Consider the following 26937-nt stretch of genomic DNA (forward strand, 5'->3'; position numbering starts at 1 on the left):
AAAATGAGAATATATTTTAAATACTTATTGATTCTCTTTAAATCACAAATGCAATACCGGACATCGTTTTGGCTATTATCGCTGGGCCAATTTTTTATTCCTTTTTCGATCTTTGCAGGTCTATACTTCTTATTCGAACGGTTTGGGCAAATAAAAGGATGGCAATTCTTTGAGGTAGCACTTTGCTTCGGGATCATTCATATGGCGTTTGCGTTGAGTGAATGCTTTGCCCGCGGTTTTGATGCTTTTTCCAGCTTGGTTCGGAATGGTGAATTTGATCGATTACTCGTTCGCCCTCGCAGTACGTTTATTCAAGTACTCGGGTCCAAATTCGAGTTTACGAGAGTCGGCCGGCTCCTTCAAAGTACGATTGTATTGGTCTGGGCCCTAATCCATCTCAACATAGAATGGAGTATGGTAAAAGCAGTCACACTAATGCTGATGATTGTTAGCGGTGTGTTTATTTTTACAGGCATCTACATCTTGGCGGCCACCCTGTGTTTTTGGACGATTGAAGGACTCGAGGTGGTTAACATTTTTACCGATGGCGGGAGAGAAATGGCGCAATACCCATTAAATATTTATCAAAAGTGGGTCGCCCGCTTTTTTACCTTTGTGATCCCGTTTGGGACCGTGAATTACTTGCCGCTTCTTTATATTCTTGGAAAGAACAGTGGGAACGACCTCCTATATATGCTGATTCCTGTAGCTGGCAGCTTGTTTATCCTCCCGTGTCTCCTTGTCTGGCAGTTTGGTGTAAAACATTATCGCTCCACAGGTTCCTAAATCAAAAGCTAAGTTCTTACCTAATCCGGAACTCGGCTATACTTTTGACCTATTTGGAAACTAAACCTATCTTATGGTATATTTAAGTAAATGACTGAAAAACTGAAATGGTCAGTAGAGGTGTGGACATGGCAACAGATAGAAGAAAGATGATTGTAGAAGCGGCAACAAAGTCTTTTTCATTATTTGGCTATAAAGCAACAACAATGGATCAAGTCGCAAAACTGGCCAATGTAGGCAAAGGGACGATTTATACCTTTTTTAAAAACAAAGAAGAATTATTCGAAGAGATTATTTCCACTTTGGTCAAAGAAATGATTGCTGAGGCAGAATTCGTCATCGAACCAGAGTTACTCTTCACAGAAAACGTGCACCGGGCACTTTATCGTTTATTAGAGTTTCGCGCTCAGCACCAACTGATGATTAAACTGGTGCAAGAGGAAGCGGAAATGGGGACTCTAGCGGTTTCGGAAATGCTGCAGCACGTTGAGGATGAAATCATTGCCTATTTAAAGCAGAAAATTGACACGGCTATCACGAAAGGGGCAATCCCACCGAACGACACCGAAATTACCAGCTTTCTTCTTTTAAAAATGTATATTGCCCTAGTTTCAGACTGGGAAAGAAATCATCAGCCGCTGAGCTCGGAAAAAATTGCGGAAATCATGAAAGTATTTTTAGTAAAAGGTCTATCCAAATAAAAAAAGACTTGTGCGTACCTCTATACAAGTCTTTTAACTAATCGGTGCGTCACTAAGTGGCGCTACCGATTTCTTATTTTAAAAGATAAATATTTTTTGAAGCAGTGGCAATTTTTTGCCTATTCTTATTACTGCTTCCAGTGAGTTCTTCCATTAAACTTAAAAATGTTCCAAAAAGGTAATTAACCACGGAACCGGCAAGTATTCCAAATCCTAGTGCAGTTAAGAAATAAGTAGTATTGTAACCGTTTACAAATTGACCTAACAAAATAAGAATGAGCCCTAGAATGCTTCCAAAGATAGCTGTTTTCTTAAATGTAAAAATACTCTTTAAGTGTTTTTCCTGCATCACCATCAACTCCCTTGTAAGAATATTCTATCAATTGTCACAAAATTGTCAAACTTTTTTTAAAAATTTTGCTCTTTTAAACTTATCTGTTGATTTCCTCTCCAGGAGAGCTGTAACGCGCGGGCGGTCCGGGGAGCTTCCCGCAGGAGTCTTCGCGCCTTCCGCTCCAATCAACGTAGGCTTTAAAATCAACAATGCCCTTAAACACAGCCTATAAATAAAAATGGAGACCTAACAAATTAGGCCCCAGGTATTACTTTTTCTTCGCTAAGTTTTCTTGTGCCATTTTGACCAACTCACGGACCATGCTGCCGCCCAGCCTGCCGCCAACCTTACCGGCCTGTTCAGACGTGAGCTGACCATTATAGCCCTTCTTCAATGGAACACCCACTTCTTCTGCTGCTTCAAATTTCGCATCCTCAGGGTTCTCAGTATTCGCGACCTTCGCTTTCAACACATCCAAGCCATTGCGCGCCTCGGGGACAAGGATTTTATTTCTTCTTCTCGCCATAAAAAATCCCTCCTTTAGTTGTAGGATTACCTGAATGTAAAAAATAATCAACAATCACTGGAAAAATCCATTTTAATCCAGTATAATACGGGTAATAAATTTGGATAAAATCAATGATAAAGAGAGTAGTTATCTATGATGTACCAGCGATTCAGGGGTGGTGGGAGCCTGAAACAGAACAGATAATGAAGCGCACTTTTGAGATGTGTACCTGAACTCGAGTAAGGTATGCCGGAGGATCCTCCGTTACAAAGGAAAGCTGGTTCTTTTGAACAATTAGAGTGGTACCGCGGGATAAAAAACTCTCGTCTCTTTTAGTAGAGACGGGAGTTTTTTGTTTTTTTAGAGATAAAAGGAGGTATTAAAGATGAATTTTAAGCAGGAGCTTGCTGCCATTTTACATGAATTACTGGACCAAGAGATTTCACAAACCAATCTGGAACTGATGATTGAAAAACCTAAGAATCAGGAGCTCGGAGATTTAGCCTTTCCTTGTTTTACACTAGCGAAGCTAAAGAGAAAATCCCCCAATCTAATTGCTGAGGAGTTAAGTAAGAAGATTAACTCTCCCATTTTTGAAAAAGTAGAAGTGGTTGGAGCCTATCTTAATTTCTTCCTAAACAAAAAGACTGCTTCTGAAAAAGTAGTGAATGAAATCATCTCGCAAAAAGGGAAGTATGGTGCGCTTACGTTTGGGAATGGCGGTGCTGTCACCATAGACATGTCCTCCCCTAATATTGCTAAACCCTTTTCAATGGGGCATTTGCGGTCAACGGTGATTGGCAACTCGCTCGCATTAATTGTCGAGAAATGTGGTTACAAGCCGATTAAAATCAATCATCTCGGTGACTGGGGAACACAGTTCGGGAAGCTGATCACTGCCTATCAATTGTGGGGAGATGCCGAAAAGGTCAAGCAGAATCCGATTAAAGAGCTATTAACCCTGTATATAAAATTTCACAAAGAAGCGGAGGCGAATCCAAGCCTTGAAGACCAAGGGCGCAGCTGGTTTAAAAGGCTAGAAGACGGAGACGAACAAGCATTAAAACTCTGGAAATGGTTTCGTGATGAGTCATTAAAAGAATTCTCGCGAATATATCAGTTAATGAATGTCGAATTTGACTCTTATGCCGGTGAAGCCTTTTATAATGACAAAATGGATCGCGTCGTCAAGCTTCTTGAAGAAAAACAGCTATTGGTCGAATCCGAGCAGGCGCAGGTGGTCGAGCTCACTGAAGAACAGCTGCCGCCATGCCTGATCAAAAAATCTGATGGGGCAACGCTGTATGCGACCCGAGATTTAGCGGCGGCTCTTTATCGCCAGGAGGAATACCAATTTGTCCAATCCCTATATGTGGTTGGCCATGAACAAAGCCTCCACTTCAAACAGTTAATGGCTGTGTTAGCAAAGATGGGCTACGATTGGTCGAAACAAATGCATCATATACCATTCGGATTGATGCTAAAAGATGGAAAGAAAATGTCCACACGAAAAGGCAAGGTAGTTTTATTAGAAGAGGTCTTAAATGAATCAATTGCGATGGCGAGGCATAATATTGAAGTGAAAAATCCAAATCTCACAAACAAAGAGGATGTCGCTAAACAGGTCGGTGTTGGAGCGGTAATTTTCCATGACTTAAAGAACAATCGAATGAATGATATTGAATTTTCTTTAGAAGAGATGCTCCGCTTCGAAGGAGAGACAGGTCCTTATGTACAATACACCTATGCTCGTGCCTGTTCTATTTTACGAAAGGCGAATGTAAATGCGGAGTTGGGTGCCTTATCCTACGAAAATACTTGGGAGAAGGAGTGGAAGGTAACCAGCCTCTTAATGGAATTTTCGCCAGCCATTAAAAGAGCCTGCATTAACTTCGACCCATCCCAAGTGGCTAAATATATTATTGACTTAGCACAAGCCTTCAATAAATATTATGCAGAGGTTAAAATCCTTGAAGACACTCCAGAACAGCAGGAACGGTTAGCGCTTGTCTATGCTGTAACGGAAGTTTTGAAAGAAGGATTACGTTTATTAGGGTTACAAGCTCCAGCTGAAATGTAAAAGGTATTAGTTTAGTAATCTGGTGCTATCGTATAAAATATTGCTATACAGTGGAAAGGGAGGCAAAGTGGGATGAGTGAATTATTATTTAAGCATTATGAGTTAGCAAGGGATAGGTTTGTTAAAAGTGTGGATGCACTAGAAGAGGGGATTGCTGATGTTCAGCCGGAAGGGTTTAACAATACCATCCACTGGCATGTTGGTCATGTCTTAACTGTTGCCGAGCAATTGTTGTTTGGCTTCCCGAAAAAATCTACCCAGCTGCCAGCAAACTATATGGCGCTATTTGCCTCGGGGACTAGTCCAGCTGCTTGGGACGGAGAAGTTCCTCAGCTGCAGGATTTGGTCGTGCAGCTGCAAGAGCAAGTGGCACGGATTAAAGAATTTCCAGCGGAGAGTTTTAACCAAAGGCTAAAAACAGCATTCCTAGGTCAGGAAACGTTTGGTGAACTAACAAATTTTGCGATTTTCCATGAGAGTATTCATTTAGGACAAATCCAGGCAATGAAACGTGTCATTAATGCAGCGGCAAAATAAGTTTATTTGAAAATTGTTGTGATTGGCATGGAGACTAAATAATGTCTCCATGCTTTTTTGTTTGACGAATAGTGGTAATAATAAACATTATATGCCTTAACTAATAATTTTCTTCATAATCATGCTATTTAGGATAAGACTAAGTAGTAATATTAATTATAATCGACATTACATGAAAAATTTGGTACTTCGTCAAAAGAAAACACTTCATATTAACTACAGTCTTGTGTTAAAATCAATCGGTAATTCTACTTCTAATGTGGTGGGTGAATCAGGTGCTCTCTTCTTTTAAGAGATTCTTAATCGGCCGGCCGTTAAAATCAACGGCACTAGGCGAACAAAAATTAAATATTTTGAAGGCTTTAGCGATTCTCTCTTCCGATGCCTTATCATCTGTAGCTTATGGAACTGAACAAATTCTAATTGTGTTAGCAACTGTAAGCGTCATTGCCTATTGGTATTCGGTTCCGATTGCAGTTGGAGTATTATTTCTATTAGCGGCGCTAATCCTTTCCTATCGACAAATTATCTATTCGTACCCTCATGGCGGTGGGGCCTATATTGTTTCGAAAGAGAACATCGGTGAGAAAGCAGGATTAATTGCCGGGGGATCCCTTTTAGTCGATTACATATTAACAGTGGCAGTAAGTATTTCTGCTGGTACGGATGCGATAACGTCAGCCTTTCCAACCTTACATGCACATACCGTCGGGATTGCGTGTGTTCTGGTAGTTCTGATTACAATCCTCAATCTACGCGGTTTAACAGAATCAGCGTCGATCTTAGCTTATCCGGTCTATTTGTTTGTTGTTGCTCTGTTCATTTTAATTGGTGTGGGTCTCTTTAAAATCATGACTGGCCATGTATCACCGACTGTTCAGCATGCACCAATTGGGGCGCCTGTTCAAGGGATTACGCTTTTCTTGCTTCTTCGCGCCTTTGCGTCGGGATGCTCGGCATTAACTGGGGTAGAAGCCATATCGAATGCGATCCCAAGTTTAAAAGATCCGGCACCAAAAAATGCGGCCAAAACATTAGTATTAATGGGGACGCTTCTTGCGTTGTTATTTACGGGTATTACTTTCCTAGCTTATTATTACGGTATATCGCCAAGGCATGACGAAACGGTCGTCTCGCAAATTGCCAAAGAAACCTTCGGGCGTAATTATCTTTACTTTTTTGTCCAAGGAACGACCGCCCTCATTTTAGTTCTGGCAGCTAATACCGGATATTCTGCTTTTCCTTTATTAGCTTATGCACTTGCCAAGGATAAGTATATGCCAAGAATGTTTACGATTAGAGGGGACAGGCTCGGGTATTCGAACGGGATTGTATCCTTAGGAGTAGGCTCCATCTTGCTTATTATCTTCTTTAAAGGTCAAACAGAGCATTTAATCCCGCTTTATGCGGTTGGTGTATTTATTCCATTCACCTTATCTCAAACGGGAATGATTATTAAATGGTTACGTGAAAAACCAGCCGGATGGGTTGCTAAACTTAGTGCCAATTTAATTGGCGCGCTCATCACCTTAGCCGTGTTAATCATTTTCTTCCTGACGAAATTTAGTCAAGTATGGTTTGTGGTGATCTTCTTACCAATAATCGTTTTTGCCTTCAAACGAATTAATTATCATTATGAAGCGGTGGGTGAACAATTGAGGATTCATCCCGACCATCCAGCGCTGCCAATTGAGGGAAATGTCATTATTGTACCTGTTGCAGGGATTACGAAAGTGGTTGAAAACTCAATTAATTATGCGAAATCATTAACTGATCAAATCTTTGCTGTTTATGTGTCGTTTGACCGTGAGGATGAAAAGCGGTTTGAAGAAAAATGGCAGCAATGGCAGCCGGATGTTAGGCTCGTTACCTTACAGTCACATTATCGAAGTGTGCTTATTCCCTTATCGAAATTTATTGATACTGTAGAACATAAGGCAGAGGAAAATAATTATCGTGTAACGGTTTTGATTCCGCAGTTTATTACCAAAAAGAGTTGGCATAATATCCTGCACAATCAATCAAGTTTATTAATTCGTACCTATCTTATTTTTAAAAAGAGGGTTATTGTGTCCACACTGCCATTTCATTTTAAAAAGTAAAAGGTGGGGTGGGATATGGATTTTTTGGTCGAAAATAAATGGATCATACTAGTCAGTCTTGAAGTATTAGCGTGGTCATCGACATTCTTTATGTTATATGCCAGGTATGGTTTGAAATCAAGCTTCTGGTTTAAGATAGCAACGGTATTATTTGCGCTAACAGGGGTAATTCCACAGGTGTTAATGGGGCTCGTAAACTTTATAGCAACCAAGAAAGTCGATCTCTTCACGTTAATCATTGTTTTACTCATTTTATATGGATTTACGCTTGGGAGAAACCATGTTAAAAGGCTTGATACATGGGCACAAAGGAAATTCTCAGCAAGGAAAAACCACCGGGATTAATCGGTGGTTTTCTTTGTTTTTTTGATTAAAAAATAGATCGCCCCTAGAACAATGGCTCCGATGATGGCTGGCATCACATAGGGTTGTGCGTATTCTTTAATATGTGCCCAGTTACTGCCTAAGACTTTACCTAGGTATAGAAACAGAATGGTCCAGGGGATAATGGCTGCCACGGTGTAGAGAGTAAATTTAGTTGCTGACATTTTGGCAATACCCGCCGGAATGGAAATCGCGTGTCTGACAACTGGAATGAATCTTGCCGAAAAAATCACTCCTGCGCCATATTTTTCAAACCATTGCTCAGCAATGTCAATATGATTCTTTTTAATAAGGACATATTTTCCGTATTTTTCTAAGAAAGGTCTGCCCCCGTAGTAACCCGCCCAATATAAAAATAACTGGGCGAGCGTTCCGCCGATCGTCCCGGCAATCACTGCCCCGATAAAATTGAGATGCCCCTGCGAAATCATATACCCGCCATAACCTAAGACAATTTCACTTGGGATAATCTCTATCATTAACCCTAAGGCAATACCGAAATATCCTAATTGTGATAAGAACTCCAAAATATTATTAATAAAGTCTGTCATAATCCACCTTCACTTATTAAAAAATAATCAGTCTAACCTAATAATTCTATAACAGTTTGTCTCATAATGATATAAATATGGTGTTTATCATTGAGACATTCAAAATTCATGGAAATTTTGAAAAGTCTACATTACTTAACGATTCACTTCAAAAAAGGTTTCATTTTTTCTATAAATACTTTAAAAACATGGTTGCAATCCCAAAGTAGGTAAGCAATGAAAAAATGTCATTCAAGGTGGTGATCAGAGGTCCTGAGGCAACTGCAGGGTCAATTTTTAAACGAAAAAGAATAAGCGGAATAATCGTCCCTGCAAGTGTCCCAATGATTAACGTGAAAAATAGCGAGCAGCCGACAACGGCACCTAAAATGAGACTTCCCTGCCATATATATGCGATGACCGCGATAAGAACAGAGCAGGTGATCCCGATCGTAATCCCAACACCAAGCTCCCTTGCGATTAAGCGGGTAATTACGCCCTTATCAATATCGTAGGAAATCAGCCCTCTTACTACGACCGCAAGGGATTGGGTTCCAGTGTTTCCTGTCATCCCTGCAATCATCGGCATAAAGAAGGCAAGTGCCACAACCTGCTTGAGGGTATCTTCAAAACTGCTGATAATTCTCCCAGAGATGACTCCGATGAACAAAAGCAGGATGAGCCAAGGGAGTCTTCTTGCAGCCGCAACTAATGTTTTGGTTTCAAAGTCGATTGATTTCCCAGTAGCAGACAATTTTTCAATATCTTCATTTGCTTCCTGAATCACGATATCGATAATGTCATCGACCGTGACAATCCCAACGAGGACATTATTCTCATCCACAACCGGAATGGCTAGGAAATCATACCGTTCCACGATTTGCGCCACAACCTCTTGGTCTGTTGCCACCGTAACGGAAATAATCCTTTCATACATAATCGTTAGTATCTTTTCGTCTGGCTCTGCTAATAGTAAATCACGATAAGAAACTACGCCGACAAGTTTTCGGTCTTCATCAATCACATATAAATAGTTAATAGATTCGGCAAATTCTGCGAATACTTTAAACTTATCAACTGCTTCACGAACCGTAAAATAGCTTCGGATCCAAACAAATCGGTTGGTCATGATTCTTCCGGCTGTTTCCGGAGGATATTTCATGATATCTTGGACGGCATTAGACTCCTCTGTTTTCATCCCAGATAGGAGGGAATCCTTCTTCTCCGGTGATAATTCATGCAGTAATAACGCCAAATCATCATTATCCATTAAATCAAGGACCTTACTTGATTTTTCAATTCCTAAAATATTTAATAAGCCGAGCTGGTCTTCTTTATCAAGCTCTTCCATTAGGTCAGCTAGAATATCAAATTTTAAAAACAGGAGAAATCGTCCTTTGTGTTTTTCAGGTAGATCTTCATATATCTTCGCTATATCATAGGGTTGGAGTTCTTCGAGTATTTTTTCGAATTCAGTTTTTTTATTTTCTTTTAAGGTTTTAATAATATAAAGACTTAATTCATCTTGAGTCATATCTTTAATCATATGTGATAGACCAGCTCCTTATCTTGCTAATGCATAGATTCTAATTTGATAAAGAAATATAGATGAAAAAGGAAAGTTAACAAATAATAATCAATAGGCATAAATCTAGTATGTGTTAATCAAACTTATTATTTGTAAAAGAATTGAAATAAGCTATTTGGACTATTATTTGATAAAATAAGGAAGTATTGACTAAATCATTTCATGTGTTGATCGGAGGAGTTTTGCTTTGAAGAAGCATCATCAAGACATACAGGATCTCATCTATGTCCATTTGAACCAAACAGACCAGTATGTAATGTCTTCCGGTATCGAATTTGCTGAATTCGCTGCTGCTTTTTCAGGTTCATTAAATCACTTGCTTTTACTAAAGCACCGCTTTGATGATGCTGATTTTAATATGCATACACAACTCGAATATTGCCCTGAAGAAGGAATTAAAAAGTTAGCAGCGGACAATGTTTATAGTTACGAAAACTTTTGCTGGATTGATTTTATTGAGGAAGATGTGTTGAATGAACTGACGGGACAGGAAATCGCTGAATTATTGTACTTAGGTCATCAAAAGCATCATTTGAAATTGCCTTTTTATAATAAATTAGGGAACCGTTTTGTTTATTTAGCACAAGATGATGGCTGGTATAACAAAACTTATTACCGCAGCTTCAAAGATTTTTTTCATGTGCTTAGCGAAGTAGTGGCCGTAAAATTAGGAGATCTTAAGATTGAAAAATCGATCCTAGGATTTCGTAAGAAAAGAACGTATCCTCAGGTGAATAAAGAAATCCTGCTTTCATTAACACCTTTCATTAAAGAAGGAATTTGCATATCATTACGAGCTGCAGATCACCAGCGAGGGAAAATTGAAATTCCCATCTGGGTAATTGGTGATTTCGCGAATATGGATGATATGGTGGAGGAATATGATCAAATATCATCTAAACCATATCACGCGAAAATTATTTTTGATAAGAAGACAAAAGAATGGAAATTAAACGTCATCTAAATCATTTGGCTTGATAAAATAGTCCCACTCCATTTGGGTGGGACTGTTTTTTTATGGTGCTTCCGCTTTTATTATGAAAACCAAAGGCTGAATAATCCTTCGTTCACGCCTAAGTTATACATATAATAAATTCCGAATAATATGCTGATAATGCCTGCGAGATGATTCAAATATCTATTCAACTGTTTACCGGATGTCAAAACAAAGGGGATACCAATAACAGTTGAAAAGCTGAGCATACCAACAACAGTGCCACAACCGAAAATAAGTATGTATAAAGCACCTTGCCACGCGGTCGAAACGGTACTCATTGTAAGCAGAACCATTGCTGCACTGCCGGCAAGCCCGTGAATGAGCCCGATGAAAAAGGATTTATAATGGGTACGGCCTTTTTTTTCAATGGTCTGGCTACCCTCGGTGTGTGGGTGATGATGGCGATGTTTCATAAACGCTACAATACTATTTAAGCCGAGACTAACTAGCATAATTCCCACGATAAACTCAAGACTCAGGGCGACCGTATCTGTGATTGTGTTTTTGGCTACAATCAAAAACATTCCAACAATGAAAAGAGTAGCCGTGTGCCCGATACCCCAGTAGACACCGGCAAAGATTGAGCGCTTTAAATTTTTTGATTCGCTTGCGATGGTTGAAACTGCAATAACATGATCAGGCTCGATTGCATGCTTAATTCCCAGCAAAAAGCCTAATAATAATATGGATAAAAGTGATCCAGTCATTATGTGCCTCCAGATTAGCGTTTTAAAATAATTATACATGAAATATTAGGATAAACGGGAATGAGAAAATTGACAATTTAACCAGCGCTAGTTTTTAAGCAAGCTATGGCCATCATAAAATATTCAGTAGGAAAAAACATATAAAAAATTGGTGGACTACATTTCCTTTCTTTTTAAAATAAGTGTTAAAATATAACCGTGAATGAGAAAATGGAGGTTTTCGTATGAAAACAAAATTAGGTTTATTATATGGAGGAAAATCAGCCGAACACCAAGTGTCCCTGCAGACAGCACTGGCTGTCATTCGAGCGTTAGACCTTGAAAAATTTGAAATTCATCCTATTTACATAAATACAGAAGGAAAATGGATAAAAGGACCGCAGTTAAGTGAGCCGGTTGAAAACGTGAAGGCGCTCGAATTTGCAGAGGGGAATCAATTATCGCCTTTATCGCTCGCACCCGCACTTTTCCAAGCTGAGAAGCAGGAAACACTTGATGTCATCTTTCCGTTGCTGCACGGACCAAACGGAGAAGATGGAACCGTACAAGGTTTATTAGAACTATTAAACCTCCCATACGTCGGCAATGGAGTTCTAGCTTCAGCGGCAGGAATGGATAAGGTTATGATGAAAAATGTATTTGCACAGGCAGGGCTTGCCCAAGTAAACTATGTTGCCTTTATTAAAAGTGAATGGGAGAAAGCAAAAGCAGAGGCTTATAGCAAGGTCGAAACAGAACTTGGCTATCCTTGCTTTGTAAAGCCCGCAAACCTTGGTTCCAGTGTCGGAATCAGCAAATGTACAAATCGTGCGGAATTAGAAACCGCTTTTGCTGAAGCTTTTCAATTTGACCGCAAAGTCATCATTGAAGAAGGCGTCGTTGCTCGTGAAATCGAGGTGGCGGTTCTTGGGAATGATGAGCCTGAATGTTCGGTTGCCGGTGAAATTGTTCCGAAAAAGGATTTCTATGATTATAAAGCGAAATATGAAAGCGGGGATACAGCGCTGATCATCCCTGCAGACATAACAGACGAAGAATCACAACAAATAAAACAAATGGCAATCCAAGCTTTTAAATCTTTAGATTGTTCTGGTTTAGTCCGTGCCGATTTCTTCTTAACAAAAGATGGAAGAGCGCTAATTAATGAGGTAAATACGATGCCTGGCTTCACCCCATTTAGTATGTTCCCGCTCTTGTGGAAGCACACAGGCATAGAGTACCCACAATTGATTGAGCGACTTGTAAGTCTTGCGAATGAAAAACATGCAGAGAAACAACAGATAAAGTTTACTTTCTAAAAAACGGAGACACGGCTGTAGCTGCCGTGTCCATTTCTATGAGAAAAGCGAAAGCGCCCGTTTAGCGGCGTATGGACTGGAGCGCTCCAACTGAAAAGGAAACACGGAGAGCGATAGCGCATTCGTGCTTGACTTATCGTAGGGCGGAGAGCGAAGCACACTAGCCGCTGGGCTCTGTAGCTAGACAGTAAACAAAGTCCAAAGAAATAAATAAAAAAGGAGGATTTCAATGATAATACGATCGTTACAACAGGTTGCTGAAATGGTTTCTGCTCAAAATGATGGGAGTCCGTTTGCTGAAAAGATAATCACGGGTGTTTCCATTGATTCCCGTAAGATTGAAAATGGTAACCTGTTTATTCCTTTTAAAGGAGAGGTTTCAGACGGACATAAATATGTGGAAGAATCCATCAGTAAAGGAGCAGCTGCAGCCCTTTGGCAAAAGGATGTCCCAAACCCGCCCACCCATTTACCCATTTTGATTGTCGATAATTGTCTTGTGGCCTTACAGGAATTAGCAAGAAACTACCGAAAACAATTAAACGTAAAAGTGGTTGGTATCACAGGAAGCAATGGGAAAACAACGACAAAGGATATGACTGCCGGCATTCTTGCCACAAATTATAAGGTTCAAAAGACAGAAGGAAATTATAATAATCATATTGGTCTTCCATTAACGGTTTTAGGCTTACACGAAGACACTGAAATTGCCGTCCTTGAAATGGGAATGAGCGGCAGGGGGGAGATTGAATTCCTAACGAAGCTTGCCTGCCCGGATGCTGTGGTGATTACCAATATTGGAGAGTCACATCTTCTCGACCTTGGTTCAAGAGAAGGTATTGCGGAAGCAAAGCTTGAAATCCTCCAAGGGCTAAAAGAAGGTGGACTTGCTGTCCTCCATGGTGATGAACCATTGCTGATGGAACGAATTCAACAACATAAAGTTAACGTACGGGTTAAAACATTCGGCAGAAATGAAACGAATGATCTATATCCAACTGATATTACTCAGTTAGAGAATGGGAATCGTTTCAAAATCAACGCTTCAAAGACTACTTTCGAACTTCCAGTATTAGGAACGCATAATATTTTAAATGCACTTGCCTCGATGTTGATTGCTAACTATTTTTCAATCCCTTTCGAAAAAATGAATGAGGGGTTAGCTGGTATTAAGTTAACGAATATGCGTATGGAGTTAGTAGAAGGGGATCAGGGCGAAAAAATAATTAACGATGCTTATAATGCAAGTCCCACTTCCATGATGGCGGCGATCGAATTAGTTTCCAATCTTAAGGGGTATGATAGAAAAATCCTTGTCTTAGGGGACATGTTAGAGCTTGGTCCAGAGCAAGAACAGTATCATCAGCAAATTGGAACTACTTTAAACCGTGATAAAGTCGATCTTCTGTTCACCTATGGAAACTTAGGGGGGCATATTGCAAAATCAGCCAGAACTGTTTTGGGAGAAGAAAGAGTGTTTGCTTTTACAGAAAAAGCATCACTTATTCAAGAATTAAAGAGACATGTAAATAAAAACACCTTAATCCTTGTCAAAGCATCCAGAGGTATGAAATTAGAGGAAATCGTAACGGCATTGCAAAAAAAATAAAAGAAATTAAAACTGACGAATTAATGAATGATTTAAGCTTGATAAAAGAAAAATAACTGAGACCCCCCTTGTGTGGAGAAGTTGCCCTTCTTATCGAGTATTAGACAATTTGATGAAGTAATAGGATCGGTTTGAAACTGTAACAAACTTGTCTTTATTGCAAAATGCTAGCAATAGTGGTATGATGTTCATCAACGTGTCTAAAGAACGATTATTAAAGGGCATACTCCTTGAGGGAGCATGTTTTTTTTTGGTAAAATAAAGATGTTACCTAATTACGGCATTTTGATGCGTGTCCGCTCAAGCGCCAAGGGAACCGAGCCGTTTCGGTCCTGCCTAAGATGAAGTATAAAAATCCACTGCCATCCTGTGATAAAATTAAAACTTATTTTATCCTTGATGAACTTTAAACCTACTTGATCAAAGATGAAAGATAACCTATAGCATTTTTAATTAAGTCAAAATAGGACTTCAACTTGGGCCCTCCAGCGCTTTTCGCCTCTAAGAGCAGGCGCTTCCGCTTTTCTGAGTATCAGGCGAAAATATTCAGCACTTAAAAAATATTTTCACATAGATGAAGGAGAATGAAAACATTGACAAAGTTTGAAGAATTAGGTCTAAGTCAGGCCACATTACAATCTGTCCTCAAAATGGGTTTTGAGGAGGCAACACCAATTCAGTCAGAAACTATTCCATTGGGGCTAAAAGGTATTGATTTGATCGGGCAAGCTCAAACAGGAACAGGTAAAACAGCTGCATTTGGTATTCCATTGATTGAAAAAATCGATATTAGTGCGGATGCAATCCAGGGTATCATTATTGCACCAACTCGTGAACTTGCGATTCAAGTATCAGAAGAACTATATAAACTAGGTTCAGGCAAAAGAGTTCGTGTACTGCCAATATATGGCGGGCAGGATATTAGCCGCCAGATTCGCTCATTAAAGAAAGCACCACATATCATTGTTGGTACTCCAGGTCGTGTATTAGACCATATCAACAGAAAAACGATGCGCCTCGAAACGGTAAATACAGTGATTCTTGATGAAGCAGATGAAATGTTAAACATGGGATTCATTGAAGATATTGAATCGATTCTTGCTTCAACACCAGCAGAACGTCAAACATTACTTTTCTCTGCTACTATGCCAGGGCCGATTCAAAGAATGGCAGAAAAGTTCATGAAGGATCCACAAATTATTCGTGTCAAAACGAAAGAAATGACCGTTCCTTCCATTGAACAGTATTACCTTGAAGTAGTGGAAAGAAATAAGTTTGATGTATTAACAAGACTTCTTGATATTCAATCCCCTGAACTAGCGATTGTTTTTGGTCGTACGAAGCGCCGTGTCGATGAATTATCGGAGGCATTAACTTTAAGAGGTTATACGGCAGAAGGTATTCACGGCGATTTAACTCAGGCAAAGCGTATGTCAGTTCTTCGTAAATTTAAAGAAGGAACAATTGACGTGCTTGTAGCTACAGACGTAGCAGCAAGGGGACTTGATATCTCGGGAGTAACTCACGTATACAATTTTGATATCCCTCAAGATCCTGAGAGCTACGTTCACCGTATTGGACGTACAGGTCGTGCCGGTAAAAAGGGTGTAGCCTTAACATTTATTACACCACGTGAAAAATCATATCTTGCTGTCGTGGAAAGAACTACTAGAAGCAAGATGGAAAAAATGAAAGCTCCTACGCTTGATGAAGCTTTAGAAGGTCAACAAAAAGCAGTTGTAGAAAAGATCGTTGCAACGATTGAATCGAACAACTTACATTATTATAAGGCAGCAGCTCAAGAATTGTTGGAAGAAAATGATGCAGCAACTGTTATCGCAGCTGTGTTGAAAATGTTAACAAAAGAACCGGATACAACACCGGTTAAGCTGACAGAAGAACAGCTTCCACAAAGACGAGAAAGAAAACCCCAAGATCGTGACCGTAGAAGAAGAGATGATTCTAGAGGTTCAGGTTCATACGGTGGGGACCGTAACAGAAAAAAAGCACCCGCAAAGCCACGCAGTGGTGAAAAAAGAACTGGCGGCGGCGGTAAGTCAGCATCAAAGCCAAGAACTTTTAACCACTAAAATACAAAAGCATGGACGATATCGTTCATGCTTTTTTTATTTGACCAAAAGGGGAACAGTAAATATTAACGCATTCTAGTTGGGGTGATTTTATGACAATTATAAAACTTGGATATGTTGCAATGAGTGTAGAGCTTCAGAATGCTTCCCCCTCACAAACGATGACATTTGCTCAATTTGAAAAAATAAAAGACCGGGACGCAGCGATTCGGAAATTAGAGAGAATCGCTATATCGAACTTAGAAAATTGCTTGCGGTTATTAAAGCACAATGAGGGTAACCAAATTCATTTTTTTAGGCTAAGTTCGCGGGTCATTCCCCTGGCTAATCATGAGGAATTACTGGACTGGGACTACATCAAACCATTGAAAGAACCACTCAAAAAACTAGCCAATTATATAAAAGAGCACCCTTCTAGGATTGACTTCCATCCAGATCATTTTGTGGTGCTTAATTCACCGAATAAGGATATTTTGATTAATTCCTTAAAGACGCTTGCGATGCATGAAAGACTCCTAAAAGGAATGGAAATTGATACGGAACACCGTTGTGTACTTCATGTCGGTGGAGGGTATAACGATAAGGAGAAAGCCCTGGAATACTTTATTCATAATTGGGCCTATGTTTCCCCTGCGATCCAAAAAATGATTATGCTCGAAAATGATGATACGACATTTACAATAAAGGAGACACTATACCTTTGTGAAAAGTTGGGTCTGCCGATGGTGTTTGATTATCATCATCATCTTGCTAATCATGAAGAGGAAGACTGGACTGCTGATTGGGAGCGGATTGTTGCGACCTGGGCACAGTCTCCTCTGCCAATAAAGATACATATATCCAGTCCGCGCTCCGAAAAAGATTTTAGAGCCCATGCGGATACAATTGACCCGCAAATGTTTCTTCGATTTTTAAATCAAGTTAAGGGAACGGTTCCAGAGATCCACTGTATGATTGAAGCGAAGCAAAAAGATGCGGCGCTTTTTCAACTGGTAAAGGATTTGCAAGAGTGTGAAGGAGTTACGTGGATCGACCAGTCCAGTTTTATTATCGAATAAGTAGTAGTGCCGTACTCCCCAACCATGTATACTTAAACTGATTTTGAGATTGTGAAGTAGGGGGAGAGATGAATGGTTGAACCGCAAAATCGACTTTCGGAAAAGGCTTTAAAGGTATGGAGAATCTCTGCAGTAATCAAGGTTGTCATAGAATGGTCGATCACAGCTGTTATTGTTTTACTATTAGATATTTTCGATGGTCCCTTCTGGATTTCGCTTACCCTCATCATATTAGGAGTTATTTTTACGTTTTTACATATTTTTCTATTTCCTACACTCAGATGGAAATGGTGGAGATATGAAGTTCGTGAGGAAGAAATAGAGCTGCAGGAGGGTATCTTTATCCGAAGTCGTACCTTAATTCCAATGGTTCGCGTCCAGCATGTAGATACCGTCCAAGGGCCTATTCTAAGGAAGTACAAATTAGCCTCAGTGATTGTTCATACGGCGGCCACAGCCCATCAAATTCCTGCTTTAGAAGAAACAGAAGCAGAACAATTAAGGTTCAATATATCGAAACTAGCAAGGGTTGCTGAAGATGATGTCTAAACCAAAACGACTTCATCCCATAGCCATTTTGGGATATATGGGTAAAAGAATAAAAAACTTTATTTTTCCAATTGCTGCTTTTACATTTTCGGTTACTCGCGATAGTGGGCGGCCGTTATTATTCGCCTTGGGTGTTTCCTTACTAGCGATTATTATTATTTTTATCACCAGTCTCCTCTCATGGGTCCGGTATACATACCAATTGGAACAGGATGAACTCCGGATTAAAGATGGGATTTTCATTCGAAAGAAAAGATACATTCCATATGAACGAATTCAAAGTATCGATCTTTCCGAAGGTATTTTACAACGATTGTTCGGGTTGGTAAAACTCCAAATTGAAACGGCTGGCGGAATGGGAGCAGAAGAGGCGGAAGCCGTCCTTTCTGGGATATCGAAAGGGGAGGCTCTGGTAATCCAGGAATTTACGGCAGCAGCTAAAGGGAACGGGGCAATCGAAGGAAAAGATTTACCTGAGGGTCAATCCGTTTATAAAATTTCCACCGGAAAATTATTGATTCTTTCCCTAACCTCAGGTGGTGTTGGGGTGGTCATCTCAGCTGTCCTTGCGTTATTAAGTCAAGTGGATGACCTGATTCCCTTTCGAAGATTAGCCAGCGGTATTGGAAAATGGACGGCTCCTAGTCTGATCCTGCTAACGATCCTTGTGGTTATTGGATTTTTCCTGGCATGGGTAATCGCGCTCATTGGTACGATGCTAAAGTATGCTAATTTTACTGTGATCAAAAAAGACAATGATTTAGTTATTACTCAGGGTCTGTTGGAGAGAAGACAAATAACCATTCCTTTGAAGCGGATCCAAGCGATTCGCATCAGTGAAAATATTGTCAGACAACCCCTCGGTTATGCGACCGTATATGCGGAAAGTGCTGGCGGGTCATCGGCCAATCAAGAGGGTTCAAAAGTGACCCTTTTGCCGATCGTCAAGCTAGATCAGATCGCTTCCATCCTTGAACCGGCCATTACAGATTACCTTGTCCCGACCACCTTTACCCCACTACCGAAACGGTCGATGTGGCGCTGTATATTCAGGCACTGGTACATTGCTATTCCGATCGTGATTGTGTCTCTAATATTTTTGAAGATTTGGGGCCTTCTTTCCATCATTCTGCTTGGTGCGATGACGCTTGGGGCTGTTTTAAAATATAAGGCAGCTGGTTGGACTCTTGCTGAACAGCAGCTAACGCTAAGATACCGGACGTTAATGTTGATTCGAACGACGGTTATAATGAAGAAAAATAAGATTCAAAGCTTGGAAATAAGAGAAAGTTATTTTCAGCAGAAACAAGAACTAGGGACATTCGAAGCCTTTGTGAAATCGGGTGCCGGTGATGCAGGCGGCACTGTCGTTGATATGGAAAAGGGCGATCTAAAGGAAATTTATGATTGGTATTCTAGCGGCAAAGAAAAAAGGATTTGCAGTGAAAGGTAGTTTCGGCTGCAAATCCCTGTTATTTCAAGATAAGAAAGTATAAATTTCGACTTTGAAAATTGTCCAGCTCCAGCGCCCTAGCGGCTAGTGTCCTTCGCTCTCCGCCCTACGATAAGTCAACATCGAATGCGCCTTCGGCTCTTCGTGTTTCCTTTATCTCGGTTGGAGCGCTCCAGGCCATACGCCGCTGAACAGGGCGCTTGCGCTTTTCTTATTGTGCTAGTAATCCGAGAATGACAATGATAATAATTGACGCCCAAATGATCACTTTCAATGGAGATTGATAGGAGATGCTGCTTTTCTTACTGCTGGCCCAGTTCGCGGTGCCTCGAATCGAATCGGATAAATCTTTTTTATTAAAATAAGGAATCGCCCCCATTAAAAAACCACCAAGTAATCCAAAAAGATGGGCGGTAATATTAATATTTGGCTGTAAAAATGTCATAATGAGACTGACAACACAAAGAGTAAGGATTATTTGCGAGTTTTGCTTGGAAAGCATATGTTTCCGAAACATAATAACCGCCAGGTAATAACCAAACAAACCAAATATCGCTCCACTTGAGCCAACGTGGGTATAGGTGAGCGGCTGGAGCAGCAGTGTGGCGACATTTGCAATAAAACCTGACAGCAGATAGACAAATAAAAATCTGCCGCTTCCAAGCATGCGCTCCAGTGCCGGTCCAAATAACACAAGTGAAAAGCTATTAAACAGCATGTGTGGAAAACCACTATGAATAAAGGTCGGTGTAATCAGCCGCCAATATTCCCCTTCCTTAATATAAAGATTAACTCCAGAAAGATTTTCAAAGAACCAAGCGTTTGGGAAGATGGTTATTCTCGTTAAAAGATATAATCCTACATGAATGGTAATAATAATAGAAACAATCGGATAAAGGCGGATAAAATCGCGAAAACTTTCCGTTCTCGTAAACATGATAAAAACCTCCTGAGTTTCTCAAAATATATAAGTATAGAAATTGAACTTTGACTACTGTCTAGCTCCAGCGCCCAGCGGCTAGTGGACTTCGCTCTTTTCCCTACGATAAGTCAACATCGGATCGCTAACGCTCTCCGTGTTTCCTTTATCTCAGTCAAAGTGCTCCAGTCCATACGCCGCTAAACGGGCGCTTGCGCTTTTCTTATTACTTATGCTCATTGTATATCAAATAGAAGGAAGATGAACGATGATTAAAGGGATTGGGATCGATATTATTGAACTTTCAAGGATTGAGGGCATCCTCAATCGACAAAAGAAGTTTGTGGACCGCGTGTTAACTCCGAATGAGCGGCTAAAATTTGAAGGTTTATCGGATGTCAGAAAAGTAGAATTTTTAGCAGGGCGCTTTGCGGCGAAAGAAGCGTATTCTAAAGCGAATGGCACAGGTATTGGAGAAGAGATATCATTTTTAGATATTGAAATTGAAAATGATAGATCTGGAAAACCATTTTTTGCAAAACCAGAGGCGCATGCCCATTTATCTATTTCACATAGTAGAGATTACGCAGTAGCGCATGTAATTATTGAAGTAATTTAGTGCATATAAATTTTTATAATATTAGTTCTGTTAAACTTGTATGTTGATTTCCGCTTCAGGTGCGCAGCGCCGCGCGGGTACTAACCGCCTCCTCGGCGCTAAGCGCCTGCGGGGTCTCCCCTGCCCCGTCCTCCCGCAGGAGTCTCGCACCTTCCGCTCCAATCAACATAGTGTCAAATTTAACAATGGGATTTAACATAGCTGTAAAATTAAATAGCTTGGCAACTCCTTATCATATTCCTTTAGGTTGTCTCATATATTCATAGGGAAACAGGAGAGACAAGGTCAGCCATGGTCATTTTGGAAAGCAAACTCCATTGCCTGACCCCTGCCTTTCTCTTCTCTATAATCATATGAAATGAGACAAGAAGGGGTTGAAGGAATGAGGAAAAAGTTATTGCTGCTAATCACGGGGCTCATGGTCATTTTTGTACTAGCTGCCTGCGGTTCTAAATCACAAGGTGATGTGGTAAAAGAGCTAACGGGGAAACTAGACGACTTAAGTGGCTATAAGGTGAATGCAAAAATGACGTTGAAAATGGGATCTGATTCACAAATTTATAAGGTTGAAATTTGGCATAAAGATCCTACCTTTTATCGTGTGAATTTGAAAAATGCTCAAAAAGATCAAAGTCAGATGATATTAAGGAATAACGAAGGGGTATTTGTACTTACACCTGCTCTAAATAAGAGCTTCCGTTTCCAAAGCGATTGGCCGCAAAACAGCAGCCAGGCCTACTTGTATGAATCGCTGATTAAGGATATTGTTGCCGATAAAAGTGCAAAATTCTCCACTACTAAAGAATATTATGTATTCGAAACGAAGACCCGCTATCAAAACAATACAATGCTGCCATTCCAAGAAATCAAGTTGAATAAAAGTGATTTATCACCTGCTGTGGTAAAAGTAATGGATCCGGATCGAAATGCCCTTGTAACTGTTGAGTTTTCCAAAGTGAAATTTAATGCCAGCTTTGACAAGGATGATTTCGATATGAAGAAAAACATGACACGTGCGCAGCTTAATTTGCCTGCTATGGCAGATGGCGGCGATAAAGCCTTTACTGTTTTGTATCCAACCACAGAACTTAAAGGGACAAAATTGATTGAGGAAAAAGAAGTGGCGCTTGAAGATGGCAAGAGGGTTGTCCTCACCTATGATGGCAAAAAATCGTTCACGCTTGTCCAGGAAAAGGTAACAGCAAAAACAGCGTCTGCGAATCCAACCTATATTGAAGGTGATATTGTCGACTTAGGTATGACGATCGGAGCAGTTTCGGAACACTCCCTCTCTTGGTCACATAATGGTGTGGATTACATGATTGCATCGAAAAACCTCACGAAGGAAGAAATGATTGAAGTTGCAGCATCTGTCCAAGGTGAAGCAGTAAAATAAATATTGATACTAGCAGGCTCTTTACAGGGCCTGTTTTTTATTTGTAAATGATAGTAAACAGCAGTTTGATAATTTTTGTGATAAAATGGAATGACATTTAATAAAAGCAATTAGGAAGTGGAAACATGGAAGAGCAAGGTTTTTTTTATAGAGATACTTGGGCGGAAATAGATTTAGATTGTATTCTTGCCAATGTTGCCTCCGTCAAAAAGCATTTGCCTCAAGGCGTGAATATGATCGCAGTTGTCAAAGCAAATGCATATGGCCACGGGGATATTCAAGTGGCAGAAACAGCACTTGAAGCAGGTGCAGCCTATTTAGCAGTTGCCTTTATGGATGAAGCGATTGCCTTAAGAAAGAAAGGAATTACTGCTCCTATTCTTGTCTTGGGTGCTACACGGCCTGAAGATGTTCAAGTGGCAGCGAAATTTAATATTACCCTTACCGTTTTCCAGAAGGAATGGCTGCAAGAGGCCATAAAACATCTAAAGACAGCGGATCGCATTTCTTTTCATATCAAAGTAGATACAGGGATGGGGAGAATTGGTGTTCGCAGCTTATCAGAGTTAACTGCAATCGAACAAATCATCTCCGAAAATGACCAATTCATATTGGAAGGGATTTATACACATTTTGCTACGGCGGATGAACTGGATGAAACCTATTTTCGTAAGCAATTAGCGTTATTTGACAGTATGGCCAATGGGCTAAAAGAACAACCGAAGTATATCCACTCAAGCAATAGTGCTGCTACACTAAGATATCCTAGCGCTTATTTTAATGCCGTTCGGATTGGCATTGCGATGTATGGCCTGACACCTTCACTTGAAATGGAAAGTGAAATTCCTTTTCCGCTCCGGGAAGCATTTTCACTCAGGTCACGACTTGTCCATGTTAAGAAGTTGCAAAAGGGCGAAAAAGTGAGCTATGGGGCAACGTATGAAACCGGTGAAGAAGAGTGGATTGGGACGATTCCGATTGGCTATGCAGACGGTTGGATTCGCAAACTGCAAGGCCAAGAGGTGCTTGTTAAGGGAACGAGGTCGCCAATTGTCGGTCGAATCTGTATGGATCAATGTATGATTCGTCTCCCATATCATGTTCCAATTGGGACCACCGTAACATTAATCGGCGGGGACGAGGATCAGTTTATTTCCGTTAATGAAATCGCCCAAAAGCTTGACACGATTAATTATGAAGTTCCATGTATCATTGCAAATCGAGTTCCGCGCCTTTATAAAAAGGGTGGAAAAATTGTCGATTTAAAAAATTACCTTCTTGAAGATTAATGGGCTAAATGAAGATTTCCAGTCATATTTATGATACTGCGGTAATTTGTGCATAAAAGAGTGTTTTATTGGCTTATAATACAGTAGTATTATAAATAGTCTATGCAATAAGTTCGATAAGTGTTATTATTGTATATGGTACAGATATATAAGTGAAACTCACTGTATGAAACAGACTCTGGGTCGACTCATGTAGTGTGTTGAATTTATGCGTCAGAAGGAATTCTGGTTAGATAAAAATGGTGTGTAGTGATGGTGGAGGTGTATGTTTGTGGCTGAGTCAGGCGCAACTACGGAAATCTTAGTGAAGTTACCGCAACATCTTTTAACGGAATTAGATGGTTTTGTTAAACAAGAAAATGTAAACCGCAGCGAGTTTATCTACCAAGCAACAAAAATGTATTTACGCGAACGAAAAAAGAGACAAATTCGCGAGTCGATGAGACGTGGATACATGGAAATGGCAAAGATAAATCTTAGAATTGCATCAGAAGCATTTTTAGCAGAATATGAGGCAGAACACACAGTTGAACGTCTTGTAAGCGGAGGATAATCCTTTGATAGTCAAACGTGGTGACGTTTATTTCGCGGACCTATCCCCAGTTGTTGGTTCTGAACAAGGCGGCGTCCGACCTGTACTTGTCATCCAAAACGACATCGGGAATCGGTTTAGTCCCACAGTGATTGTTGCAGCGATTACAGCTCAAATTCAAAAAGCCAAGCTTCCTACTCATGTAGAAATTGATGCGAAGCGCTACGGATTTGAACGAGACTCGGTCATTCTGTTAGAGCAAATTCGTACAATTGATAAGCAGCGGTTAACCGATAAAATCACCCATCTCGATGACGAAATGATGGAAAAAGTGGATGAAGCCTTGCAGGTTAGCCTGGGTCTCATCGAATTTTAATTTAAAGCACGCTCTTTTTAGGAAGAGCGTTTTTTCATACATATCCTGACCTCATTTTCTACTTCTGCTTAGGCGAGCTCACATGCTCGCCTATTTTTTTTTGAATAAATTGCAGAAGGCACAATAATGAAACGGTCTAATGATTCTGATACAATAGAATGAAAAGGAATGGAGGATTGTTTTGTGAATGATACAATCGTAAAAGATGATCAATTGTTAAAGAAAATTGCTGCTGAACTGACAATTTCTTATAAACAAGTAAAGAGTGTGATTTCTTTATTAGATGAAGGCAATACAGTTCCTTTTATTGCTCGATATCGGAAAGAAATGACAGGAGCGCTTGATGAAGTACAGATTCGGAATATTTTAGAACGATGGCAGTATATTCAAAACCTTGAGCATAGAAAAGAAGAGGTTATTCGAATCATTGCTGAACAAGGAAAATTAACAGACGAACTTAACCAGGCGATTACCAAAGCCGAAAAGCTTCAAGAGGTTGAAGACTTATACAGGCCATATAAACAAAAAAGACGGACAAAAGCGACGATTGCAAAAGAAAAAGGCTTGGAACCTTTTGCAGAGTGGCTTCTGACTTTTACAAAAGAAAGTGTGGAAGAAAAAGCAAAACAATTTTTATCAGAAGAAAAAGAAGTCCTTACCGTTGAGGATGCGATTGCTGGCGCGAAAGATATTATTGCGGAATGGGTTTCTGATGATGCTGAAAGCCGTAAATGGATTCGTAAAGAAACGTTTAAATCCGGTGCAGTTGTATCGGTGGTCAAAGAAGCGGAAAAAGACGAGAAAAACGTCTACGAAATGTACTATGAATACGAAGAACCTGTAAATAAAATAGTACCCCATCGAATTCTCGCCTTAAATCGCGGGGAAAAAGAGGACATTTTAAGAGTTTCGATTAAAATGAATGCCGATTTAATCTTGTCATATTTATCGAGAAAGTGGATCCGTGTTCAGCATTCACCTGCAGCGCCGATTGTGATAGAGGCAATGGAAGATAGCTACAAAAGATTGATTCAACCTTCCATCGAGCGGGAAATCCGCAGTGAATTAACGGAAAAAGGTGAAGAGCAAGCCATACATATATTCTCTGAAAACCTTCGTAACTTACTTTTACAGCCACCGTTGAAAGGCAAAGTCGTCATCGGTGTCGACCCTGCCTACAGGACAGGCTGTAAATTAGCAGTCGTAGATGAAACAGGCAAGGTGCTGAAGATAGATGTGATCTACCCCCATCCACCGGTTAACAAAGCCAAAGAAGCGCGCGAAAAGTTTATTAACATCCTCCGCGAGTACAAAGTTGAAATGGCGGCAATCGGAAATGGCACAGCCTCAAGGGAAACAGAACAGTTTGTGGCAGATATCTTAAAAGAAATGGACAATGAAATTTTCTATTTGATTGTAAATGAAGCAGGTGCAAGTGTATATTCTGCTTCCGAGCTTGCCAGAGAAGAGTTTCCAAATCTTCAGGTAGAAGAAAGAAGTGCGGCCTCTATTGCCCGCCGGTTGCAGGATCCATTAGCGGAATTGGTGAAAATTGACCCAAAATCGGTTGGTGTCGGTCAATACCAGCATGATGTTTCCCAGAAACGTCTGTCAGAATCGTTGCATTTTGTGGTCGAAACAGCCGTTAACAGGGTCGGTGTAAATGTGAATACTGCTTCTCCATCACTTTTACAGTATGTAGCGGGGCTTAACAAGACTGCTGCTAATAATATTGTCAAAAAGCGTGAAGAGGAAGGGAAATTTACGAGCAGGGTTCAATTAAAGAAAGTACCTCGTCTTGGTGCAAAAACCTATGAGCAGGCGATTGGGTTCTTGCGCGTATTAGATGGCAAGCAGCCGCTTGACCGGACAGGGATTCATCCGGAAAATTACGACGAAGTGAAGAAATTATTAGCGAGTCTAGGATTTACAACTGATGACCTTGGTTCGGATGAGTTAATAACTGCTCTTAATGGGATTGATTTAAAAGCTGTTTCAGAAGAACTTGCTATCGGGGAATTAACCCTAAAGGATATTATTGATGCTTTGGTAAGGCCGGAACGCGACCCGCGCGATGATTTGCCACGCCCTCTTTTGAAAAAAGATGTCCTTAAGTTAGAAGATCTACAAGCAGGTATGGAGCTGCAGGGTACGGTTCGGAATGTTGTGGACTTCGGTGCATTTGTTGATATCGGCGTTAAGCAGGACGGGCTTGTGCATATTTCCAAACTAAGCAATAGATTTGTAAAGCATCCATTGGATATTGTGTCAGTAGGGGATGTAGTCACTGTATGGGTGGATTCCGTTGATATGAAAAAAGGCCGGGTTGCGTTAACAATGCTGGCGCCATCGAACTAATTGGAAGTAACGGGTTCATGTAATAACATAACACCATTATAGAAGACCATTTCGCAAAGCGAGTTGGTCTTCTTTTTTATTTTTGTCCCTATCAATTAACTCTTAGAAATAATTATTAGATGTGAAGGGAAAGAGTC

At 40.3% G+C, this 26937-nt stretch carries 25 protein-coding genes and 1 other annotated feature; of the genes, 19 read left to right on the forward strand and 6 right to left on the reverse strand.

Annotated elements, in window-relative coordinates; translation table 11 throughout:
- Window positions 1-3 precede the first annotated feature (3 nt).
- Together CCK98_RS01830 and CCK98_RS01835 are read left to right on the forward strand one after the other, a co-directional pair.
- Entirely contained in the window at window positions 4-786 is a 783-nt protein-coding gene (locus tag CCK98_RS01830) for an ABC transporter permease (RefSeq protein ID WP_088085039.1), read from the forward strand.
- Between the two features lie 128 nt (window positions 787-914).
- Window positions 915-1487 (forward strand): TetR/AcrR family transcriptional regulator, encoded by a 573-nt coding sequence (locus CCK98_RS01835; protein ID WP_088085040.1) that lies wholly within the window; start codon window positions 915-917, stop codon window positions 1485-1487.
- Window positions 1488-1560: 73 nt separating this feature from the next.
- On the opposite strand, the gene CCK98_RS01840 is transcribed toward CCK98_RS01835, so the two are convergent.
- Together CCK98_RS01840 and CCK98_RS01845 are read right to left on the reverse strand one after the other, a co-directional pair.
- A complete protein-coding gene (locus CCK98_RS01840; protein WP_088085041.1) occupies window positions 1561-1836 on the reverse strand; it encodes a hypothetical protein in 276 nt (91 codons plus the stop codon).
- A 253-nt stretch (window positions 1837-2089) separates the two neighbouring features.
- Window positions 2090-2347: an alpha/beta-type small acid-soluble spore protein gene (locus tag CCK98_RS01845; protein WP_088085042.1), complete on the reverse strand. Its 258-nt coding sequence runs from the start codon at window positions 2345-2347 to the stop codon at window positions 2090-2092.
- A gap of 104 nt (window positions 2348-2451) precedes the next feature.
- Window positions 2452-2663 (forward strand) — a binding site (T-box leader).
- A gap of 51 nt (window positions 2664-2714) precedes the next feature.
- On the opposite strand from CCK98_RS01845, the gene argS reads away from it, so the two are divergent.
- The 4 genes from argS to CCK98_RS01865 all read left to right on the forward strand — a co-directional run bounded on the left by argS (window position 2715) and on the right by CCK98_RS01865 (window position 7393).
- Window positions 2715-4409, forward strand: coding sequence for an arginine--tRNA ligase (argS, locus tag CCK98_RS01850; RefSeq protein WP_088085043.1), 1695 nt, complete (start codon window positions 2715-2717; stop codon window positions 4407-4409).
- 72 nt (window positions 4410-4481) lie between these two features.
- Window positions 4482-4946: a DinB family protein gene (locus tag CCK98_RS01855; protein ID WP_088085044.1), complete on the forward strand. Its 465-nt coding sequence runs from the start codon at window positions 4482-4484 to the stop codon at window positions 4944-4946.
- A gap of 275 nt (window positions 4947-5221) precedes the next feature.
- A complete protein-coding gene (locus CCK98_RS01860; RefSeq protein ID WP_088085045.1) occupies window positions 5222-7048 on the forward strand; it encodes an APC family permease in 1827 nt (608 codons plus the stop codon).
- A 15-nt stretch (window positions 7049-7063) separates the two neighbouring features.
- Entirely contained in the window at window positions 7064-7393 is a 330-nt protein-coding gene (locus tag CCK98_RS01865; protein WP_088085046.1) for a hypothetical protein, read from the forward strand.
- On the opposite strand, the gene CCK98_RS01870 is transcribed toward CCK98_RS01865, so the two are convergent.
- Both CCK98_RS01870 and mgtE read right to left on the reverse strand, forming a co-directional pair.
- Window positions 7390-7983 (reverse strand): DedA family protein, encoded by a 594-nt coding sequence (locus tag CCK98_RS01870; RefSeq protein WP_088085047.1) that lies wholly within the window; start codon window positions 7981-7983, stop codon window positions 7390-7392. The two genes, CCK98_RS01865 and CCK98_RS01870, sit on opposite strands and share 4 nt — an antisense overlap.
- A 169-nt stretch (window positions 7984-8152) precedes the next feature.
- Window positions 8153-9508, reverse strand: coding sequence for a magnesium transporter (mgtE, locus tag CCK98_RS01875; protein WP_088085048.1), 1356 nt, complete (start codon window positions 9506-9508; stop codon window positions 8153-8155).
- A 229-nt stretch (window positions 9509-9737) separates the two neighbouring features.
- Between mgtE and CCK98_RS01880 the strand changes: the two genes are divergently transcribed.
- Complete coding sequence (locus CCK98_RS01880) at window positions 9738-10514, forward strand: hypothetical protein (RefSeq protein ID WP_088085049.1); 777 nt, start codon at window positions 9738-9740, stop codon at window positions 10512-10514.
- Window positions 10515-10585: 71 nt separating this feature from the next.
- Here the strand turns inward: CCK98_RS01880 and CCK98_RS01885 are convergent, their stop codons facing one another.
- Window positions 10586-11254 carry a sulfite exporter TauE/SafE family protein gene (locus CCK98_RS01885; RefSeq protein ID WP_088085050.1) on the reverse strand — a complete coding sequence of 223 codons (669 nt, stop codon included), beginning with the start codon at window positions 11252-11254 and terminating at the stop codon, window positions 10586-10588.
- A 224-nt stretch (window positions 11255-11478) separates the two neighbouring features.
- Here CCK98_RS01885 and CCK98_RS01890 point away from each other — a divergent pair, with 224 nt between their 5' ends.
- The 6 genes from CCK98_RS01890 to CCK98_RS01915 all read left to right on the forward strand — a co-directional run bounded on the left by CCK98_RS01890 (window position 11479) and on the right by CCK98_RS01915 (window position 19311).
- Complete coding sequence (locus CCK98_RS01890; protein ID WP_088085051.1) at window positions 11479-12552, forward strand: D-alanine--D-alanine ligase; 1074 nt, start codon at window positions 11479-11481, stop codon at window positions 12550-12552.
- A gap of 229 nt (window positions 12553-12781) precedes the next feature.
- Window positions 12782-14161, forward strand: a complete 1380-nt coding sequence (gene murF, locus CCK98_RS01895; RefSeq protein ID WP_088085052.1) for a UDP-N-acetylmuramoyl-tripeptide--D-alanyl-D-alanine ligase — start codon at window positions 12782-12784, stop codon at window positions 14159-14161.
- A gap of 593 nt (window positions 14162-14754) precedes the next feature.
- A complete protein-coding gene (locus tag CCK98_RS01900; protein ID WP_088085053.1) occupies window positions 14755-16251 on the forward strand; it encodes a DEAD/DEAH box helicase in 1497 nt (498 codons plus the stop codon).
- Window positions 16252-16343: 92 nt separating this feature from the next.
- The gene (gene uvsE, locus CCK98_RS01905) at window positions 16344-17309 is read left to right on the forward strand and encodes a UV DNA damage repair endonuclease UvsE (protein ID WP_088085054.1); all 966 of its coding nucleotides are present in this window, start codon (window positions 16344-16346) and stop codon (window positions 17307-17309) included.
- 72 nt (window positions 17310-17381) lie between these two features.
- Window positions 17382-17858 carry a PH domain-containing protein gene (locus tag CCK98_RS01910; RefSeq protein ID WP_088085055.1) on the forward strand — a complete coding sequence of 159 codons (477 nt, stop codon included), beginning with the start codon at window positions 17382-17384 and terminating at the stop codon, window positions 17856-17858.
- Window positions 17848-19311, forward strand: a complete 1464-nt coding sequence (locus CCK98_RS01915; protein WP_256942225.1) for a PH domain-containing protein — start codon at window positions 17848-17850, stop codon at window positions 19309-19311. The genes CCK98_RS01910 and CCK98_RS01915 overlap by 11 nt, the downstream gene beginning before the upstream one ends.
- A gap of 211 nt (window positions 19312-19522) precedes the next feature.
- Here CCK98_RS01915 and CCK98_RS01920 read toward each other — a convergent pair whose 3' ends face one another.
- Window positions 19523-20248: a rhomboid family intramembrane serine protease gene (locus tag CCK98_RS01920; RefSeq protein ID WP_088085056.1), complete on the reverse strand. Its 726-nt coding sequence runs from the start codon at window positions 20246-20248 to the stop codon at window positions 19523-19525.
- A gap of 250 nt (window positions 20249-20498) precedes the next feature.
- Here CCK98_RS01920 and acpS point away from each other — a divergent pair, with 250 nt between their 5' ends.
- The 6 genes from acpS (at window position 20499) to CCK98_RS01950 (ending at window position 26800) form a co-directional block, all read left to right on the forward strand.
- Window positions 20499-20849, forward strand: coding sequence for a holo-ACP synthase (gene acpS / locus CCK98_RS01925; protein ID WP_088085057.1), 351 nt, complete (start codon window positions 20499-20501; stop codon window positions 20847-20849).
- Window positions 20850-21231: 382 nt separating this feature from the next.
- The gene (locus CCK98_RS01930) at window positions 21232-22245 is read left to right on the forward strand and encodes an outer membrane lipoprotein carrier protein LolA (RefSeq protein WP_088085058.1); all 1014 of its coding nucleotides are present in this window, start codon (window positions 21232-21234) and stop codon (window positions 22243-22245) included.
- Window positions 22246-22370: 125 nt separating this feature from the next.
- The gene (gene alr, locus CCK98_RS01935) at window positions 22371-23534 is read left to right on the forward strand and encodes an alanine racemase (RefSeq protein ID WP_088085059.1); all 1164 of its coding nucleotides are present in this window, start codon (window positions 22371-22373) and stop codon (window positions 23532-23534) included.
- 271 nt (window positions 23535-23805) lie between these two features.
- Window positions 23806-24087 (forward strand): CopG family ribbon-helix-helix protein, encoded by a 282-nt coding sequence (locus CCK98_RS01940; protein WP_066097189.1) that lies wholly within the window; start codon window positions 23806-23808, stop codon window positions 24085-24087.
- A 4-nt stretch (window positions 24088-24091) separates the two neighbouring features.
- The gene (gene ndoA / locus CCK98_RS01945; protein ID WP_007083556.1) at window positions 24092-24442 is read left to right on the forward strand and encodes a type II toxin-antitoxin system endoribonuclease NdoA; all 351 of its coding nucleotides are present in this window, start codon (window positions 24092-24094) and stop codon (window positions 24440-24442) included.
- Window positions 24443-24625: 183 nt separating this feature from the next.
- Window positions 24626-26800 (forward strand): Tex family protein, encoded by a 2175-nt coding sequence (locus CCK98_RS01950; RefSeq protein ID WP_088085060.1) that lies wholly within the window; start codon window positions 24626-24628, stop codon window positions 26798-26800.
- Window positions 26801-26937: the final 137 nt, after the last annotated feature.

The organism is Bacillus sp. OV166, assembly GCF_900177675.1.
Taxonomy (GTDB): domain Bacteria; phylum Bacillota; class Bacilli; order Bacillales; family Cytobacillaceae; genus Neobacillus.

What these genes read in the sequence shown, in the direction of transcription:
- CCK98_RS01830 (WP_088085039.1), top strand. Translation starts at nt 4, where the DNA reads ATGAGAATATATTTTAAATACTTATTGATTCTCTTTAAATCACAAATG.
- CCK98_RS01835 (WP_088085040.1), top strand. Translation starts at nt 915, where the DNA reads ATGGCAACAGATAGAAGAAAGATGATTGTAGAAGCGGCAACAAAGTCT.
- CCK98_RS01840 (WP_088085041.1), bottom strand. Translation starts at nt 1,836, where the DNA reads ATGCAGGAAAAACACTTAAAGAGTATTTTTACATTTAAGAAAACAGCT.
- CCK98_RS01845 (WP_088085042.1), bottom strand. Translation starts at nt 2,347, where the DNA reads ATGGCGAGAAGAAGAAATAAAATCCTTGTCCCCGAGGCGCGCAATGGC.
- argS (WP_088085043.1), top strand. Translation starts at nt 2,715, where the DNA reads ATGAATTTTAAGCAGGAGCTTGCTGCCATTTTACATGAATTACTGGAC.
- CCK98_RS01855 (WP_088085044.1), top strand. Translation starts at nt 4,482, where the DNA reads ATGAGTGAATTATTATTTAAGCATTATGAGTTAGCAAGGGATAGGTTT.
- CCK98_RS01865 (WP_088085046.1), top strand. Translation starts at nt 7,064, where the DNA reads ATGGATTTTTTGGTCGAAAATAAATGGATCATACTAGTCAGTCTTGAA.
- CCK98_RS01870 (WP_088085047.1), bottom strand. Translation starts at nt 7,983, where the DNA reads ATGACAGACTTTATTAATAATATTTTGGAGTTCTTATCACAATTAGGA.
- mgtE (WP_088085048.1), bottom strand. Translation starts at nt 9,508, where the DNA reads ATGATTAAAGATATGACTCAAGATGAATTAAGTCTTTATATTATTAAA.
- CCK98_RS01885 (WP_088085050.1), bottom strand. Translation starts at nt 11,254, where the DNA reads ATGACTGGATCACTTTTATCCATATTATTATTAGGCTTTTTGCTGGGA.
- CCK98_RS01890 (WP_088085051.1), top strand. Translation starts at nt 11,479, where the DNA reads ATGAAAACAAAATTAGGTTTATTATATGGAGGAAAATCAGCCGAACAC.
- murF (WP_088085052.1), top strand. Translation starts at nt 12,782, where the DNA reads ATGATAATACGATCGTTACAACAGGTTGCTGAAATGGTTTCTGCTCAA.
- uvsE (WP_088085054.1), top strand. Translation starts at nt 16,344, where the DNA reads ATGACAATTATAAAACTTGGATATGTTGCAATGAGTGTAGAGCTTCAG.
- CCK98_RS01910 (WP_088085055.1), top strand. Translation starts at nt 17,382, where the DNA reads ATGGTTGAACCGCAAAATCGACTTTCGGAAAAGGCTTTAAAGGTATGG.
- CCK98_RS01915 (WP_256942225.1), top strand. Translation starts at nt 17,848, where the DNA reads ATGATGTCTAAACCAAAACGACTTCATCCCATAGCCATTTTGGGATAT.
- CCK98_RS01920 (WP_088085056.1), bottom strand. Translation starts at nt 20,248, where the DNA reads ATGTTTACGAGAACGGAAAGTTTTCGCGATTTTATCCGCCTTTATCCG.
- acpS (WP_088085057.1), top strand. Translation starts at nt 20,499, where the DNA reads ATGATTAAAGGGATTGGGATCGATATTATTGAACTTTCAAGGATTGAG.
- CCK98_RS01930 (WP_088085058.1), top strand. Translation starts at nt 21,232, where the DNA reads ATGAGGAAAAAGTTATTGCTGCTAATCACGGGGCTCATGGTCATTTTT.
- alr (WP_088085059.1), top strand. Translation starts at nt 22,371, where the DNA reads ATGGAAGAGCAAGGTTTTTTTTATAGAGATACTTGGGCGGAAATAGAT.